13 protein-coding genes, 1 tRNA gene and 1 other RNA gene are annotated in these 17,154 nt (G+C 52.9%); 11 read left to right on the top strand and 4 right to left on the bottom strand.

The genetic code is table 11. The annotated features are described in order from the left end of the window. The first annotated feature begins 41 nt into the window (after window positions 1–41). Together greB and BMX00_RS08310 are read left to right on the top strand one after the other, a co-directional pair. A complete protein-coding gene (greB, locus tag BMX00_RS08315; protein ID WP_090828559.1) occupies window positions 42–683 on the top strand; it encodes a transcription elongation factor GreB in 642 nt (213 codons plus the stop codon). A 115-nt stretch (window positions 684–798) separates the two neighbouring features. After that, the gene (locus BMX00_RS08310) at window positions 799–1,632 is read left to right on the top strand and encodes a TrmH family RNA methyltransferase (RefSeq protein ID WP_090828658.1); all 834 of its coding nucleotides are present in this window, start codon (window positions 799–801) and stop codon (window positions 1,630–1,632) included. A gap of 156 nt (window positions 1,633–1,788) precedes the next feature. On the opposite strand, the gene BMX00_RS08305 is transcribed toward BMX00_RS08310, so the two are convergent. Next, window positions 1,789–2,751, bottom strand: a complete 963-nt coding sequence (locus BMX00_RS08305) for an MBL fold metallo-hydrolase (RefSeq protein ID WP_090828657.1) — start codon at window positions 2,749–2,751, stop codon at window positions 1,789–1,791. Between the two features lie 93 nt (window positions 2,752–2,844). Further along, window positions 2,845–4,812 carry an acetate--CoA ligase gene (gene acs / locus BMX00_RS08300; RefSeq protein ID WP_090828558.1) on the bottom strand — a complete coding sequence of 656 codons (1,968 nt, stop codon included), beginning with the start codon at window positions 4,810–4,812 and terminating at the stop codon, window positions 2,845–2,847. A 310-nt stretch (window positions 4,813–5,122) separates the two neighbouring features. On the opposite strand from acs, the gene rimP reads away from it, so the two are divergent. From rimP to truB, 5 genes are read left to right on the top strand one after another with little or no spacing between them, the layout of a single operon-like run. Further along, the gene (gene rimP / locus BMX00_RS08295; RefSeq protein ID WP_090828557.1) at window positions 5,123–5,551 is read left to right on the top strand and encodes a ribosome maturation factor RimP; all 429 of its coding nucleotides are present in this window, start codon (window positions 5,123–5,125) and stop codon (window positions 5,549–5,551) included. Window positions 5,552–5,580: 29 nt separating this feature from the next. Then, entirely contained in the window at window positions 5,581–7,053 is a 1,473-nt protein-coding gene (nusA, locus tag BMX00_RS08290) for a transcription termination factor NusA (RefSeq protein WP_090828556.1), read from the top strand. A gap of 38 nt (window positions 7,054–7,091) precedes the next feature. After that, window positions 7,092–9,734, top strand: coding sequence for a translation initiation factor IF-2 (gene infB, locus BMX00_RS08285; protein ID WP_090828555.1), 2,643 nt, complete (start codon window positions 7,092–7,094; stop codon window positions 9,732–9,734). Window positions 9,735–9,760: 26 nt separating this feature from the next. Continuing rightward, a complete protein-coding gene (gene rbfA, locus BMX00_RS08280) occupies window positions 9,761–10,141 on the top strand; it encodes a 30S ribosome-binding factor RbfA (RefSeq protein ID WP_090828554.1) in 381 nt (126 codons plus the stop codon). 13 nt (window positions 10,142–10,154) lie between these two features. After that, complete coding sequence (gene truB / locus BMX00_RS08275; protein WP_425433882.1) at window positions 10,155–11,123, top strand: tRNA pseudouridine(55) synthase TruB; 969 nt, start codon at window positions 10,155–10,157, stop codon at window positions 11,121–11,123. Between the two features lie 116 nt (window positions 11,124–11,239). Here the strand turns inward: truB and BMX00_RS08270 are convergent, their stop codons facing one another. Together BMX00_RS08270 and BMX00_RS08265 are read right to left on the bottom strand one after the other, a co-directional pair. Then, on the bottom strand, window positions 11,240–12,079 hold the full coding sequence (locus tag BMX00_RS08270; RefSeq protein ID WP_090828553.1) for a response regulator: 840 nt from the start codon (window positions 12,077–12,079) through the stop codon (window positions 11,240–11,242). A 219-nt stretch (window positions 12,080–12,298) separates the two neighbouring features. Further along, window positions 12,299–13,237 (bottom strand): GGDEF domain-containing response regulator, encoded by a 939-nt coding sequence (locus BMX00_RS08265; RefSeq protein ID WP_090828552.1) that lies wholly within the window; start codon window positions 13,235–13,237, stop codon window positions 12,299–12,301. Between the two features lie 634 nt (window positions 13,238–13,871). Here BMX00_RS08265 and BMX00_RS08260 point away from each other — a divergent pair. From BMX00_RS08260 to BMX00_RS08245, 4 genes are all read left to right on the top strand, one after another. Then, window positions 13,872–13,945: transfer RNA gene (locus tag BMX00_RS08260), tRNA-Met, on the top strand. Window positions 13,946–14,828: 883 nt separating this feature from the next. Then, window positions 14,829–14,927, top strand: an RNA gene (ffs, locus tag BMX00_RS08255) — signal recognition particle sRNA small type. Between the two features lie 145 nt (window positions 14,928–15,072). Next, entirely contained in the window at window positions 15,073–16,749 is a 1,677-nt protein-coding gene (gene dnaX / locus BMX00_RS08250) for a DNA polymerase III subunit gamma/tau (RefSeq protein ID WP_090828551.1), read from the top strand. A 14-nt stretch (window positions 16,750–16,763) separates the two neighbouring features. Then, window positions 16,764–17,087 carry a YbaB/EbfC family nucleoid-associated protein gene (locus tag BMX00_RS08245; protein ID WP_177171816.1) on the top strand — a complete coding sequence of 108 codons (324 nt, stop codon included), beginning with the start codon at window positions 16,764–16,766 and terminating at the stop codon, window positions 17,085–17,087. Window positions 17,088–17,154 lie beyond the last annotated feature (67 nt).

Raw genomic sequence — 17,154 nt, 5'->3', positions numbered from 1 at the left:
TATTTTCGCGGGACAACAGTTGATCAGTTGAATTGGCGGATATGAGTAAAGCATTTACGAGGGAACCTGAATCAGATAGCAACTTTGACGAAGAAGAGGCTGGCGCCTCCCTGCCGCCTTTATCTTCCCTGCCTCCCGGCAGCAGAAATTACATCACCCCAGGTGGGTATAAACGTTTGATGGACGAGTTCCTGTGGTTGATGAATAAAGAACGCCCTCAAATAACAGCCACGGTTTCCTGGGCTGCCGCAAATGGTGACCGTTCCGAGAATGCCGATTACATCTACGGTAAAAAGCGCTTGCGCGAAATCGACCGTCGCATCCGCTTTCTTACCAAGCGGCTGGATATCGCTGAAGTAGTTGATCCCGCCGCCTCGAGGGAAGATGAAGAACGGATTTTCTTCGGCGCAACGGTCACATTTGCGAATCCAAAAGGTGAGGAAAAAACGGTTTCCATCGTGGGTATCGATGAAATCGATACTTCCCGAGGCTACATAAGCTGGATTTCACCTATGGCGCGCGCACTGATCAAAGCGCGAGAAGGTGATGTGGTGACATTGCATGCGCCGGGCGGAGTGGAAGAACTGGAAATACTGGAAGTCAAATACCAGGCAATTCCGATGGAACTGTTCGGGGATGCGGGTGAGGCTGCAGCAGACAACCGAAACCCGGGTAGCCGATGAAACTTATCACTTTCGGTGGAAATATAGGGCGCAGTTAGCGAAGCGCATTACGCCTATGCTGATGGCGTCATCGCAGGTTGTGGCGGCACCCATTCTGCGTAGGGCTTGGTTACTGATGAAATTTATTACCTCTCGCGATAACGCATTTTTCAAGCAATTGATCAAGCTGGCAGGATCTGCGCAAGAACGCAAAGGGGCTGGACTAACCCTTCTCGACGGCGTTCACCTGATCGACACGTATCATCATGTCATCGGGCTGCCGCACTACCTGATCGTCAGCAAATCTTATCTTGAAAACCAGGAAGTAAAACACCTGCTGGCAGAGCAGGGGGGCGAAAAGGGCGAGAAAGTGGTTGTGTTGCCTGATAGCTTGTTCCGTGAGGTTTCTCCGGTAAAAACCCCAACGGGCATTATCGCACTCGTGCCCATTTCCTTACCCGCTTCGCTATCCGCAGCTATGCCTGCGCGGAAGGGTCAGTCGGGTGATTCTTTTTGCGTGCTGCTTGAAGCCATACAGGACCCCGGCAATCTGGGTTCCATTTTGCGTTCCGCTGCCGCAGCGGGCGCAAGCGACGCCTACCTTTCCGATGGTTGTGCCGATGCCTGGTCGCCCAAGACGCTGCGAGCGGCAATGGGTGCGCATTTTTTGCTGCGCATACACGAGCAATCCGATCTTTTAGGCGTAGCGCGAACATTCCTCGGTAAGGTGATCGCCACCAGCCTGAAGGCGAGAACAAGCCTTTATCAGACCCGTTTAACCGGACCCGTCGCATTTGTGTTCGGCAACGAGGGGGCGGGCTTGTCGGATGCCATACTGCAAGCAAGTAGTGAACAAATCTGCATTCCTATGTCCGGCGACATGGAATCATTGAATGCGGCGGCAGCGGCGGCGGTGTGTTTTTTTGAGAGGGTGAGGCAGGTAAAGGACGATCTGGATTGGACGGTCTGAATTGGACGTCTGAAGTGCAAGACTGCTGCGGACAACTATATGGATGAGAATATTCAAACTATCTAAATATTGTCAGCTGTTAAATAGTATTTTAAATCCCAAAATCTTTTGCTTGAAAATCGCTTTCTCTACACTGCCCTCTACCTGTGTTTGCTTTCAATTCCCGCCCGCATGATCCAGCCAGTTCTCCAGCCCCTGTACGTTGAGCCCGACATCGAGACTCAACAGATCATGAATCTCCTCCTGTGGCAACTTGCAGCCGTGTGCGACAATCCGGCTTAGCAACAGGTTTCCAAGCTCTTCCACCAATGCAGTGCGCCTATCGGGAACGTCGCGTAATTCTCTGGCTATCCTCACATGTGCATCGATCAGTTGGTGCAGCTCGAGGGCATGGCGCGGTAAATGGCCGATTCGTCCATAATGTGTGAGAAAAGCGTACGAGGGTTCATAGCCCATAATCCGGTCCAGCGAAGCGTGCGCCGCCACGGGATCGAACTGCACCGGGGTTGTGGTTGGGAAGACGAATTCCATGCCATCCACGTCAAATTCGCGATAGGAAAGGCCAAAAGTGTCGCCCGTAAAAAAAGATTGGCTTGATCTATCGAAGATACAATAGTGATGGCGCGCATGGCCTGGCGTATCGAGGAAAACCAGGGGCCTGCCGTTGAAATCCAGGCTGAATCCATCCGGCGCCTCGATAATACGGTTTGCATCGACCGGACGGATAACTCCATACATGCGCTTGAATTCCATTTCTCCATAGACTGACATCGCGCTCGCGATAAGCCTGGCGGGATCGGCCATGTGCCGCGCGCCGCGCGGATGCACCACCAGCTTCGCGTTGGGAAAACAACGCATGAATTCTCCGGCACCCCCGGCGTGATCGAGGTGTATATGCGTGACGAACACATACGCTATATCCGCAGGGTCGAGATTCTTTATTCCCAACACACGTATCAGCCCGGGAACCGAAGATGAGGTCCCCGTGTCGACCAATGCCGCTTTGTCGCCCTCAACGACCAAGTGGATGGCGGCCAGCCCCGGACGGAGATAATCGGCGTCAATGGCGCTAATGCCGAAGCCATAATCAGTGACCCGCGGCACATGGTCGGAAGACATAAAAGTAATCGGCGCATCGACCCGCGCTTCCGCCTGGGGATTTATCGCCTGAGAAAGGCCATTGTTTTTCATGAGGCTGCTCAGATGCCGCGGCTACGCGACTGGTTGTTTCAATTGTTCAAGTATTGCCGGGTTTTCCAGCGTAGATACATCCTGGGTTATTTCCTCGCCCCTGGCGAGCGTGCGCAGCAGGCGGCGCATGATTTTGCCGGAACGGGTCTTGGGCAGGTTGTCGCCGAAGCGGATCTCATCGGGCCTCGCAATAGGGCCTATTTCGCCGGAGACCCAATTGCGCAGTTCAATCACGGTAGCATGGGCATCCTCGCCTTGAGGGCGAGCACCTTTCAGGACGACGAACGCCACAATTGCTTCGCCTTTGATTTCGTCAGGTTTGCCCACTACCGCCGCTTCCGCGACCAGCGGGCTGGCCACCAGAGCGGATTCTATTTCCATGGTTCCCAAACGGTGGCCGGAAACGTTCAGTACATCGTCAATGCGCCCCATGATCCAGAAGTAGCCGTCCAGATCGCGGTTGGCCGAATCGCCAGCCAGATAATATTTTCCACCCAGCTCGTCAGGAAAATACGTTTTCTTGAAGCGTTCCGGATCGCCCCACAGCGTGCGCGCCTGCGAGGGGAACGGGCGCTTGATGACCAGGAATCCGCCCTTGCCGTCAGGCACATCGTGGCCCGCTTCATCCACAATGGCTGCCATGATGCCCGGTAGCGGCAACGTGCAGGAACCCGGCTTGAGCGATATGGCGCCAGGCGTGGGGGCGATCATGTGGCTGCCTGTTTCGGTTTGCCACCAGGTATCCACCACGGGGCAGCGGGATTTGCCCACAACGGTGTAATACCACATCCACGCTTCCGGATTGATTGGCTCGCCCACTGAGCCGAGCAGCCGCAGCGAAGAAAGATCGTATTTTCCGGGCAGGTCTGCGCCGAATTTTATCAGCGAGCGAATGGCGGTGGGCGCGGTGTAAAAAGTCGTTACTTTATGGTCCTGGATGAGTTTCCAGAAGCGACCCGCGTCGGGGAAAGTGGGCACTCCCTCGAACACAACCTGGGTGGCGCCTACCGCGAGCGGTCCGTATGTGACATAGCTGTGGCCGGTTACCCAGCCGACATCGGCTGTGCACCAGAACACATCGGTGGGTTTGTAATCGAATACCCATTGCATGCTCATGATGGCACCCAGAAGGTAGCCCGCGGAGGAGTGCTGTACGCCCTTCGGTTTGCCGGTCGAACCGGAGGTGTAGAGCGTAAAAAGCGGATGTTCGGCATTAACCCATTCGGGCTCGCATGAATCACTCTGGTCCTTGATCAGCTCGTGCCACCAGACATCGCGCGGAACCTGCAACGCCAGGTTTCCCTGGCCGCGTTTATAAACCACCACAGATTTCACGGAGCCGGTTCCTCCCATGGCAAGCGCTTCATCTACCGCGCTTTTCAGATGGTTGATTTTCCCGCCCCGGTGTTGCTCATCGGCGGTAATGACAGCCACCGCACCCGCATCCGTAATTCGCTCATGTAGGCTTTTGGCGGAAAAACCGCCGAATACTACCGAATGCGTTGCGCCTATGCGCGCACACGCCTGCATCGCTACCACGGCTTCGATGCTCATTGGCATATAAATAATGACACGATCACCCTTGCTGATACCCAGCGATTTCAGTCCGTTGGCAAACTGGCATACGCGCTTGTGAAGATCGCGATAAGTGGCCGTGGTCACCTTGCCGTCGTCGGCTTCAAAAATGATCGCAATCTTGTCCGGCTGAGTGGCAAGATGGCGGTCGAGGCAATTAAAGGAAACGTTCAGCTCACCATCATCAAACCATCTGAAAAAAGGATGGTGGCTTTCATCCAGAACCCGGGTGAACGGCTTGTGCCAAATGATATTTTCACGCGCTAGCTTGTCCCAGAAGGCGGGGAGATCCCTTTCAGCTTCGGCGTAGAGGTTATGGTAAGCTTGGATTCCGGACAGATTAGCCTGTTTTACAAATTTCTCATTAGGCGGGAATACACGGGTTTCATGTAAAATGGATTTAAGGGTGGACACGGGCGCCTCCGGTAGTTTTGTTCTGAAAACTCACTTATTTTTTAAAATTGTACCATTCCGGGGCCTGGAGTTTATCAACCCCTGAGTTTGTCATCCCGAGTCACCGCTTCGCAACCCAGCCATCATGAAGGATAGCTGTCGCGATTTGCCAGCCAGGCCATAGCGTATGCCGGCCGGGAAACCCCGGTTTTCACGGCGGCCCTGGCAATTTCGAATTCATCAAGTATCTTATTTCATTAATTATAAATTTTTGCTAAAATAACAATAACTATGGGCTTTTTTCAGCCCATTTTTTGTTTGTGTCAATGCCATGGATCTGTATGAATTGCTCGATTCAACCTTGTCTGGGTTGGGTTATGAACTCATTGACGTTGAACGGATTTCGCGCGGCAGGCTGCTGCGGGTGTTTATAGACAAAACCGGCGGCGTCAGCGTGGATGACTGTGTGGCCGTCAGCAATCATTTAAGCCGCCTGTTCGCGGTTGAGAATATCGATTACGATCGGCTGGAGGTTTCGTCACCTGGCCTGGATAGGCCGCTCAAAAAACCGTCTGACTTCATCCGTTTTGCGGGCGAGTCGGCTAAACTGAAACTACGTGTTGCATTGCAGGGGCAAAGAAATTTTGTTGGAATTCTGCGTGAAGTGAACGACGGAATTTTAAAATTGGAAGTGGATGGGAAAGTGCTCGATCTTGAGCTGAACAATCTTGAAAAGGCTCGTTTGGTTCCCAAATTGTAATTGTCCGAGAAATATTGGCTGGAGGTAACATGACCCGCGAGGTTCTGCTATTGGTGGATGCATTGGCGCGCGAAAAGAATGTCGAGAAAGACATTGTTTTTATCGCACTCGAATCGGCATTGGCGTCCGCTACGAAAAAGCGTTTTCATGAGGACGCTGATGTGCGCGTGTCAATAGATCATCAAACGGGCGATTATCAGTCCTTGCGCCGTTGGCAGGTGGTGCCCGACGACGCGGTGGAGGAACCCGCCCGTCAAATTGCGCTAAGCGAAGCGTTGGATCGCAATCCCGAGATCAAGCTGGAGGAATATATCGAGGAGGTGCTGGAACCGGTCGAGTTTGGGCGTATTGGCGCGCAGGCGGCGAAGCAGGTGATTTTTCAGAAGATACGCGACGCGGAGCGCGAGCAGATTCTGAACGATTTTCTCGAACGCAAGGAATTCATGGTCACCGGAACCATCAAGCGCATGGAACGCGGCAACGCTATCGTCGAATCAGGCAGGGTCGAGGCGGCGCTGCCTCGGGACCAGATGATTCCAAAGGAAAACTTGCGGGTCGGAGATCGCGTACGCGCCTACTTATACAAGGTCGAGCGTGCTGCGCGAGGACCGCAGTTGGTATTGTCGCGGATCGCACCGGAGTTTCTGATAAAACTGTTTGAGCTGGAAGTACCGGAAATTGAGGAAGGCTTGCTGGAGATCAGGGTTGCCGCACGGGACCCGGGTTCACGCGCTAAGATTGCCGTTAAATCCAATGATCCGCGCGTTGATCCGATCGGTACCTGTGTGGGCATGCGCGGCTCGAGGGTACAGGCTGTGACTGGGGAATTGGCTGGAGAAAGAGTCGATATCATTTTGTGGGCTGATGATCCCGCCACATTCGTAATTAATGCGCTGGCTCCTGCCGAGATCAGCAGCATTCTGGTGGATGAGGAAAAACATAGCATGGATATCGTGGTGGATGAGGATAACCTTGCTCAGGCGATCGGCCGCGGTGGGCAAAATGTGCGGCTGGCCTCGGAGTTGACCGGCTGGGAACTCAACATCATGACGATGGAGGAGTCACAGGCAAAAAATGAAGAGGAATTTTCCATCCTTCGGCAGCTTTTCATGGAAAAACTCGATGTAGACGACGAAGTTGCCGATATCCTGGTGCAGGAAGGGTTTACGACACTTGAAGAAGTGGCATACGTGCCGCTTAACGAAATGATGGAGATTGAAGCGTTTGACGAGCAGACGGTGAACGAACTCCGAACTCGAGCCCGCAACGCGCTCTTGACCGAAGCGATCGTTACCGAGGAAAAGGTGGAGCACATAGCGGAAGATCTGCTTTCGCTGGAGGGCATGGACAGTCAGACTGCGCGTGAATTGGCGGCTAAGGGCGTGAATACTCAAGAGGATCTTGCCGACCTGGCTGTCGATGATCTGATGGAAATGGTCGAGATGGACACCGAACGAGCCAGGCAATTGATCATGGCGGCACGCGCGCCATGGTTTGCTTGATTACAGCACAGAAGGCATAGCGTTATAGAAGGTTATCGATGTCTCAAATGAGTGTAGAACAATTTGCGAGTGAACTGGGCGTACTCCCGGTAGTATTGCTTGAGCAATTGAAAGCTGCCGGCGTCAGCAAGCATCAGAACCAGGATAGCCTGACTGAGACGGACAAAACTCAGCTTCTCGAGTATTTGCGCAGGCTACACGGTTCCAGGGAGGAAAAGGGCAAGATCTCCCTGCCCCCACGCCGGCAGACTTCCGAAATCAAGAAAGCGGATAGCACTGGAAAAGCGCGCAGTATCCAGGTGGAGGTTCGCAAGAAGCGTGTTATCGTAAGGGGCGACTTAAGCGATAAGGTATCGGTCGGGCTTAAAAAGGTGGAGCCGGCGGTCCCGTCCGCGGCGCCTGCGCCAGCCCCGGTCGTCGCGCCGGTAGTGGATGCCGCGCAACTTGCATTGCGGCAGGAGGAAGCAAGAAAACAGGCTGAACTGATCGCGCGGCAGACCGCGGAGCTCAGGGAAAAGAAGCAGCGGCAGAAGCCCGCCGCAGGTGAAATCAAAGAACCGGAGGTGGCTCCTGAATCGGCGGTTGCTCCTGAGCCCGTTCCGGTACCCGCACCCGCACCCGCGCCCGCGCCTGCCGGTCCAACCGAGGTTCAGGCTGGCGTTGTAGAAGCCCAGCCGCAGCCTGCGGTAACTGAAGGCACTCTGCATAAACCGGTGGTCAAACCCGAAGACAAGGCTGCCAAGGCTGAAAAGAAAAAGAAACAGACCAAGCAGGTGGTCTGGAAAGATGAAAAAGTCGAAAAACGCGGACTCAAGACGCGCGGAGACCTCTCGGGCGGGAGGGGGTGGCGTGCGCGCAAGGATAAATACAGTAAAGGCGCTGGCGAGGAGCAGGGCGCTCATAGCTTTTCCGCACCGACCGAGCCTATAGTGCACGAGGTGATGGTGCCCGAAACCATTTCTGTCGGCGCTTTAGCGCAGAAAATGTCGATCAAGGCCGCAGAAGTAATCAAGGCTTTGATGAAAATGGGGAATATGGTAACCATCAATCAGATGCTGGACCAGGAAACCGCCATGATCGTGGTGGAAGAATTAGGGCATATTGCGAAGTATGCGACATTGGACAGTCCCGAGGCATTTTTGGCTGATACTGAACTGCCGGCTGCAGGCTCGCAAACAGAGCCACGTGCGCCGGTAGTTACTGTGATGGGTCATGTTGACCACGGCAAGACATCCCTGCTGGACTATATACGGCGCACCCGCGTGGCGAGCGGGGAAGCGGGTGGCATTACACAGCATATCGGCGCTTACCACGTGGAAACGGAGCGCGGCATGGTGACCTTTCTGGATACGCCTGGCCATGAGGCCTTTACGGCTATGCGAGCCCGGGGCGCGAAGGTTACCGATTTGGTTGTATTGGTCGTGGCGGCGGATGACGGAGTCATGCCTCAGACGATCGAAGCAATTCATCATGCCAAGGCCGCCAAGGTGCCTATCGTGGTTGCAGTAACGAAAATCGACAAGCCCGAAGCGAATCCCGAGCGGATCAGGCAGGAGCTGGTGGCTCATGAAGTCGTGCCGGAAGATTGGGGCGGAGATATCATGTTTGTTGAGGTTTCCGCCAAGACCGGGCAGGGCATCGATGCACTTCTGGAAAGCGTGCTGCTCCAGGCCGAAGTGCTGGAACTCCGTGCAGCCAGGGACGCAGCCGCCAGAGGTATCGTTATTGAATCACGTCTTGACAAGGGGCGTGGACCAGTGGCAACAATACTCGTGCAATCCGGCACGCTGAAGCGTGGCGACATACTGCTGGCAGGCGCTGTATTTGGGCGGGTGCGGGCAATGCTTGACGAAAATGGCAATGCGGTGGAACAGGCAGGGCCTTCCATACCCGTGGAAATTCAGGGTTTGTCTGAAGTTCCTGTAGCGGGAGAATCGGTCATCTCATTAACGGATGAGCGCAAGGCCCGCGAGATTGCGCTCTTTCGTCAAGGCAAATTTCGCGATGTAAAACTGGCGAGGCAACAGGCCGCCAAACTGGAAAACGTATTTGAGCAGAAGGGCGAGATTAAAGTGCTTCCGCTCATCATTAAGGCTGACGTGCAGGGTTCCTATGAGGCGCTGACTCATGCTCTGCAAAGACTTTCCACCGACGAGGTCAGAGTCAACATCATCCATAGCGGGGTGGGGGCAATTACCGAATCAGACATTAATCTGGCGCTTGCTTCCAAAGCCGTTGTGATTGGTTTCAACAGCCGTGCGGATTCGGTCGCACGCAAGCTCATCGCTTCGACCGGCGTGGATGTACGTTACTACAGCATTATTTATGAGGCAGTGGATGAAATCAAGGCGGCCCTATCGGGGATGATGGCACCTGATCGCAAAGAGAATATTACCGGCTTGGTGGAGATCAGAGAGGTGTTCCGTATTTCCAAAGTGGGTGCCGTAGCGGGTTGCTATGTACTCGAAGGTGTCATCAAACGAAGTTCGCTGGTGAGACTGATACGCAACGGGCAACTGATTCATACTGGTGAACTGGATTCCTTGAAGCGCTTCAAGGACGATGTGAAAGAGGTCCGGGCGGGTTTCGAATGCGGCCTGACGTTGAAAAACTTCAATGATATCCAGACGGGCGATCAACTCGAAACTTACGAAATCGTCGAAGTCGCACGCAGCCTGTAGTGCAGGTTCGCCTGCACTGGAGCATTATGCCCAAAGATTATTCCCGCGCGCTACGTATTGCTGACCAGATTCAGCGTGAGTTATCCGATTTGATCCGCAACGAACTCAAGGACCCCCGTATTGGCATGATCACCTTGACTGGTGTTGAGGTGAGCCACGACTATGCCCATGCCAAGGTGTTCTATACGACCTTGCGGAGCGAAAGCGATAATTTTTTAACGGCCAACGGGCTGGAACATGCGGCTGGTTTTTTACGCAGCCATCTGTCGCATCGGCTGAAGCTTCGGGTAATTCCGCAACTTCATTTCATCTACGACGAGTCGATCGAGCGGGGGGTACGTCTATCGCATCTGATAGACGAAGCCGTGGCCCAGGAGAGTTCGCCGGAAGAGCCGGATAGCATTTGATTAGCCCCAATAATTGATTCCCCAGGTTTTGTCCGTCGGGCAGCTCAAGCGTGAAATCAGCGGCGTCCTGCTGCTCGATAAACCTCCTCAAATCTCCTCCAACAAGGCGCTTCAAACGGTCAAGCGCATGTTTGCGGCGGCCAAGGCCGGCCATACGGGAACCCTTGACCCAATGGCAACAGGGCTGTTGCCAATCTGCTTTGGAGAAGCCACCAAATTTTCATCGATATTGCTGGGCGCGAATAAAACTTATGATGCCACATTGAAACTGGGTTATCTCAGCACCACGGGCGATGCCGAAGGGGAAATTTCTATAGCGGGTAATGGAGAATCTCAGGGCTTGAGGTTGACGCCGCCACACGTTACGGCGGTACTGCAAAGCTTTACCGGCCCGATCATGCAGAGACCCCCTATGTATAGCGCGCTGAAGCACCAGGGAAGACCCCTGTATCGCTACGCCAGGGAAGGTGTCGTAATCGAACGGCAACCGCGGAAAGTCTACATTCATGATGTCCGCCTGGCAGCGATGGCGCATGATGAGATTCGTATCGTGGTCAATTGCGGTACGGGTACCTACGTTCGGACACTGGCTGAAGATATCGGCAGGGCGCTGGGATGCGGCGGGGCATATCTCACCGCTTTACGCCGTACTATTCTTGATGATTTCGATCTGGCGCATGCTTATACGCTGGAAGTACTTGAAGCCATGCCGATGGCCGAGCGCGAACACTGCCTGCTTTCGGCCGATAGCCTGGTCTATGACCTACCCGCTGCAACGCTGGATGCCGCAGCAACAGCATCGTTGCGGCAGGGGCGAGCGGTGGAAAATTACATCTCGGAGCATAGCTTAACGGAGGGGGAAAAGGTTCGGCTGTACGATAAGGGAAAATGCTTCTTGGGACTGGGAGAGATTACGGTCAGAGGTGAAATAGCCCCGAAGCGGCTGATAAATTTTTCTGTGGAACACTCGGCTGGTAACTGAGCATCAACCGAGGGGTATCAAATGGGCTAAGCGCTGTTGCGCTGCAACTGAGCTGTGAAATAAACTGAGCTGTAAAATAAAGAGGTTGTTTTGTTACATACTGCCCGGAGCAACGGTTATATGGTTGATTTGGGACGCATGCTGTCGGTAACATCCTTACCTATACCGCGGTAGCCGGTAAAACGGCCAGATGCATCGAACATCGGCTCGCCGCTGACCATCAAGTACTGCATGGAGCCATCAGATCTGGTACGGCTATACACAAAATCCAGAAAGGGTCGCCGCGATGCGATGTTTGATCTGAAATCCGCATACTCAGCTTCGTTCCAATGCGTTCCTTTGTTTCCTTTGGGTTCCCCCATCAACGTGTCAACGGTAATCCCGAGCATTTCAAGAACCGGCCCGTAAACCTTGGTGAAATGGCCCTTTTCATCCTGTTCCCAATACCAATCGGAAGCCAATTCAGTTAAGCGCCGAAAGCGTGCTTCACTCTCACTCAGTTCAGCGGTCCGTTGCGCCACCGTCTGCTCCAGCTCCTTATTGTAATTCTGGAGCTTTTTATACAACAGGCGTACCTCCAGCATGTTGTATATACGCGTCTGAACTTCGATCAGATCAAACGGTTTACTGACGAAATCCTTCGCCCCAGCCTGGAGCGCGCGCAGCTTATGGCCTGGCTGGGCGGTAATGACAAGCACTGGCAAATAGCCGCTCGTTTCGATTTCCTTCAGTCCTTGCAGCACCTGGAACCCATCCATGCCGGGCATCTGTAAATCGAGCAGAATCAGATCGTAGCGATTTTGGCGGTAGAGGTCGCACACCTCATGCGGATTCATTGTCGAGGATACAAAGGTATAGCCTCCATCGCTGAGCATCTGCTCAAGCAGGCGGACATTGGCATCCTGATCGTCTACGATCAGGATTTTGGCGTTAAGAATATCCGGTTTACTAATCATTTATTTCTTGCCTTGTCTGTTGCAATTGATCAATTTCAAATACCGCTCATTTTATAGATGATATGTAAAAGTGGTTATTGAACGTGAGCCGTTTTACCTTATTTTTTACTGGTACAAAAAGTCATTACAAAAACGTCGGGTTTTGTTCACCATACGTGTTTCTCAAACTCGAAATTGCCGCAAACCTCCGGGAGGGTGTGCAAAATGGAGAAAGAGATATTACGCGTTGGCCCGCATTGAAATGCGATAAGTATTTTTGTTAGCATTCTTTGCTTCCAGCAGGGCCGCATCCGCATTTTTCAAGAGTGTTTTCACGTCCTTGCCGTGGATAGGGTAAAGGCCGACTCCCGCGCTGGCGGTGACATTGACGTCGCTGCTCTGGATCTTATAGGGTTGTGACAGTGCTTTGATGACCTTATCTGTCGCTAGAGCCACGCCTCCAATACTGTTAACATGAGGCATTGCAATCACAAATTCGTCACCGCCCAGGCGTGCCACTGTATCTTCCTGCCGTACCGCAGCAATCAGGCGCGCAGCAACCATCTTCAGAAGTGAGTCGCCCGCGCCGTGGCCCAGCGTATTGTTGATTTCCCTGAATCCATCCAGGTCCAGATACACAACAGCCATGATACCGGTGTTTCTCCTTGCGTGAATAATAGCCTGCGAAACCCTTTCAAGCAGGAGCCTGCGGTTGGCAAGCCCGGTTAATGGATCATGCAGCGCCCTGAATTCCTGGGCTTTCGCATAATTTCGCGCTTGCTGATGTAACAGGCGCACTTCCAGCAAGTTGTGAACGCGCGCGAGCACCTCCGCCATATCAAATGGCTTACTGATGAAATCCTTGGCGCCGGACTGAAGTGCTCGCAGCTTACAGTCCGGATTCGCGGTGACTACCAATACGGAGAGGTAGCCATCCGTTTCGATCTGCTTTAACGCTTCCAATACTTGAAACCCATCCATGCCCGCCATTTTCAGGTCGAGCAGAATCAGATCGTAGTGGTGCTGACGGTGTAATTCTGAAACCTTGTATGGATCCGTGGTTGAGGCAATCGACGTATACTTCGCTGCCGTAAGCATGTGCTCCAGCAATTGGATATTCACTTCCTGATCGTCAACAATTAGAATTTTGGCAGCGTGGATTTCGGTTTCACTAATCATATAACTGATCCATCGAATTATTTTTGCCAACGTTTATCTAAAAAATTGTGCTTCCCAAGCCTTTGGACGAGTTCTGTCCGAGCTATTTTCCCCGGCAGCCTTGCGGCGAGTTAAGCTGGAGGGAGCTGGAAAATACGGGCAGCACTGAATGGATAAGCACGCGTACATATGAGAGAGAACTCCACTATATTATGAAACAGACAGCCGTTACATATTAACTCTATATGGCAAGAATTTCTCCGTTATCGGGGCACCCATAACGACTGAACTGCTACCGCAAAGACGGCGTCTGATGTAAACATAATAAATCCAACCCCTCGCACTACCGTTTACCCAGTGTCCTTGGCCCCAAGTCGTTGGCTTGAGCCGCGAAGTCATTCTCAACATTTTTTAACCGATAATATTGCTGTTACTTTTGAAAATACTCTGTGCGCTAACTCTCATAAGAAAGCAAAAAGTATCTTCCAGATATAAAAAAACTGTCAAGCGAACGGGCTGGGTCATTCTGGCCCTCAATAATATGAGTGGGACCCGGCCCCATGCTTGGGGCTATCGGTTGCATTCTTTCCTTTTCGTAGGAGATTGATTGACCTTTTGGGATTGACCTTGCTATAATTGCACCTATATCCTCTGACGCGGGGTGGAGCAGTCTGGCAGCTCGTCGGGCTCATAACCCGAAGGTCGTAGGTTCAAATCCTGCCCCCGCAACCCAAAGACTCTTGACTTAATTGACCTTTCTAAGTTGAAATTTTCTTAGGAAGGGATAGTTTAAATCGGTGCTAAACGGTGGGATTTCCTGTAATAATCACAGCAGAATCACAGCTTTCTTCTGCAAAAATCTCCGCCGCCTTAACTCCCTTATCCCGGCATCTGGCACAGCATCAGGCAAGGCCTTCCCATGTACGTGTCTGATCATCATCCAATTCTAGTGGCCCCATCTGTTCGGCTGCCCACATAGGCGACTCCCCAACTGATAGTATCGTGCTCGCATAGGTACACCGGGTTTAATATGGCCGTCTGTATCTGATACCGACTCTTTTAACCGCTATTATCCACAAGCGCTGCCGGATTGGCTTGTCGCCTGCCCATTGTTCCAGAGTTCGAGGATTCTCGAACGCCTCTTTCCCTGCAGGCAGGATGTGAAGCCAGCAACATCGGAGAATGAGAAACGCTTACTCCGAAACTTGCTGAATGGTCGGTTTTCTTATTGGGAGTGAGATAGATTGAACAGTAACAATAGGGCAATCACAGAAATTTATCGTTAGTGTTTTTTGTGCCCTGCCATTTTCGGCGGTTTTCAGGCGGCGATTGGCGGAACCCGCAATCACTCTGATTCCAGCCCAACAGCATCTCGATAAACCATAGTAATTCCGGCAGCAGAAGCCGGTAGCCTTCCTGCCACCTCCGATAATCATTGCTCTGGTTCGTACTTGGATCATTTGCTAAAAGTCCCGGCTGCTTGTGTTTTCCCTATAGCCCTCGGTTTCGCAGTAGACGCGGGCTTCGACTCAGGGCACAATACGGAAATTATGGAACGCAAGAGTTCTGCCTCGGTTTTTCGCTGTTCCCTTTGCTGATTTTTAACTTTTATGGCGGGCCTCCCCGCATTGCATGGTAGTGAACCTGGTCAGGTCCGGAAGGAAGCAGCCACAGCTATTTTCTGCAAGTGCCGGGGATCAGGCTCGCCACCCTTTTATCTGCACAGGTGGTCGTAGTGCAATAGAACCGGCAGCAGCGGTTTCTGCTCCACCGATGGCTGAAGGCGGGATAAATCCACTGGTTTTTTACAGCCTTCAAGCCTCAGCCTGAATAAATCGTTTCATCCATTCAATATCGTGTCTCAGATTCAAGTTCTCGCCCGTAAGTGGCGACCAAAGAGCTTTCTCGAACTCACCGGCCAGGATCACGTCGTCAGAGCGCTTACCAACGCGCTTGAGCAAAAGCGGCTGCATCATGCTTATCTATTTACAGGCACGCGAGGAGTCGGCAAGACCACCATAGCGCGAATTTTAGCCAAAGCGCTTAATTGTGGAACGGGTGTGACATCAGCGCCCTGTGGCATATGCTCCGCCTGTACCGAAATCGATAGCGGGCGCTTCGTCGACCTGATCGAGATGGACGCGGCTTCCAATACTCAGGTGGATAAGATGCGCGAATTGCTGGAAAACGCGTTCTATGCCCCTACCGTTGCCCGCTACAAGGTGTACATCATCGACGAAGTACACATGCTCTCCAAATCTGCGTTCAATGCCATGTTGAAAACTTTGGAAGAGCCGCCGGAACACATCAAATTTATACTCGCCACGACCGATCCGCAGAAAATTCCGGTAACAGTTCTGTCTCGCTGCCTGCAATTCAACCTGAAGCAGATCCCAGCCCCGCTCATCGCGTCACACCTCAAGCACGTGCTTGAGCAGGAACACATAAGCTGCGATAGCGCTTCATTGCAGTTGCTGGCGCAATCCGCACGGGGCAGCATGCGCGACGCCTTGAGCATGCTGGATCAGGCGATCGCTTTCGGTGAAGGCAAGATCGAAGAGGCTGGGGTACGCACCATGCTCGGCGCCATTGATCGGACTTACCTTTACGAGCTGCTGGATGCTCTGACGCATAAAGATGGGCTGCGCATGCTGGCAATAGCGGATGAGATGGAAACCCGCAGTCTATCGTTCGATGCCGCATTACAGGATCTGGCCGGGTTGTTGCATCGCCTTGCTCTGGCACAAATAGTGCCATCGGCTATCGGCGAAGATATGCCCGAGCACGAACGGATTCTCGCGCTGGCAGAAACGTTCGCCCCGGAGGACGTTCAGTTATTTTATCAGATTGCCATCCAGGGCCGCGACGACTTGAGCCGTGCGCCCGATGAATATGCAGGTTTCACGATGACACTGATGCGGATGCTGGCTTTCATGCCGGAGGATATATCTCCAGCGCCGGCAATAATGCCAATGTCCGGTGCGCTGGCAGCGCACCGTACGCACTCAACCATCAAGGCAACATCAGAGGCGGAAAACCAGAAAGCTAAACACGATCCAGAGGCGGCGAAGGCGGGTGATATTGCAGAGGTTGTAGCACCATCATCGGCAGCGGAGACCCCGGCACCGAAGCCGGACTCGACCGCGCACCCATTCAGCGACGACTGGATGACGATAGTCAGCCAGTTAAAGCTGAGCGGGATGCCAAAAATGCTGGCTCAGCACTGCGAAGTGAAACATTTTGCGGCGGATGAAATAGAATTTTGTATACCTGAGATACATCGGCATTTGCTTGATAAGTCCTACCAGGACCGATTGCGGGCCGCCCTGAGGGAACACCTGGGCAAGCCGGTTCGGGTGAAGTTTACGATCGGGACTGTCACCGGGATGAGCCCAGCGGAGCTGGAGAATCGCGAGAAGCAGGAAAAGCAATCGCAGGCCGTCGCAGCCATTGAATCCGACCCGTTTGTGCGGGACCTGGTGGAAAATTTCGATGCAAAACTGATCGTTTCTTCGATCAAACCCATTCAATAGCGGAGGTAAAAATGATGAAAGGCGGCTTGGGCAATCTGATGAAGCAGGCTCAGCAAATGCAGGAGAACATGAAAGCCATGCAAGAAAAATTAGCCTCGATAGAAGTCGAAGGTCAATCCGGTGCCGGTATGGTCAAAGTTGTCATGACCTGCCGTTATGATGTGAAACGTGTCAGCATCGACAGCAGCCTGATGGGTGATGATAAGGAAATGCTGGAAGATCTGATTGCCGCTGCGGTAAACGACGCAGTGCGCCGGGTGGAATCCACCACGCAGGAAAAAATGGCTGGCTTCACCTCGGGGCTGAGTTTACCGCCCGGGATGAAACTGCCGTTTTAATTGTTAACAAAGAGAATACGGATGGGGCCAATGGCTGAAATGTCGAGCCAGCCTGCCACGGAGCACC

This window comes from Nitrosovibrio tenuis, assembly GCF_900109785.1.
GTDB lineage: Bacteria > Pseudomonadota > Gammaproteobacteria > Burkholderiales > Nitrosomonadaceae > Nitrosospira > Nitrosospira tenuis_A.
The sequence above is the reverse complement of the archived record's forward strand: the minus strand, read 5'-3'. Positions and strand labels throughout refer to the sequence as shown.

What these genes read in the sequence shown, in the direction of transcription:
- greB (WP_090828559.1), top strand. Translation starts at nt 42, where the DNA reads ATGAGTAAAGCATTTACGAGGGAACCTGAATCAGATAGCAACTTTGAC.
- BMX00_RS08310 (WP_090828658.1), top strand. Translation starts at nt 799, where the DNA reads ATGAAATTTATTACCTCTCGCGATAACGCATTTTTCAAGCAATTGATC.
- BMX00_RS08305 (WP_090828657.1), bottom strand. Translation starts at nt 2,751, where the DNA reads ATGTCTTCCGACCATGTGCCGCGGGTCACTGATTATGGCTTCGGCATT.
- rimP (WP_090828557.1), top strand. Translation starts at nt 5,123, where the DNA reads ATGGATCTGTATGAATTGCTCGATTCAACCTTGTCTGGGTTGGGTTAT.
- nusA (WP_090828556.1), top strand. Translation starts at nt 5,581, where the DNA reads ATGACCCGCGAGGTTCTGCTATTGGTGGATGCATTGGCGCGCGAAAAG.
- infB (WP_090828555.1), top strand. Translation starts at nt 7,092, where the DNA reads ATGTCTCAAATGAGTGTAGAACAATTTGCGAGTGAACTGGGCGTACTC.
- rbfA (WP_090828554.1), top strand. Translation starts at nt 9,761, where the DNA reads ATGCCCAAAGATTATTCCCGCGCGCTACGTATTGCTGACCAGATTCAG.
- BMX00_RS08270 (WP_090828553.1), bottom strand. Translation starts at nt 12,079, where the DNA reads ATGATTAGTAAACCGGATATTCTTAACGCCAAAATCCTGATCGTAGAC.
- BMX00_RS08265 (WP_090828552.1), bottom strand. Translation starts at nt 13,237, where the DNA reads ATGATTAGTGAAACCGAAATCCACGCTGCCAAAATTCTAATTGTTGAC.
- BMX00_RS08245 (WP_177171816.1), top strand. Translation starts at nt 16,764, where the DNA reads ATGAAAGGCGGCTTGGGCAATCTGATGAAGCAGGCTCAGCAAATGCAG.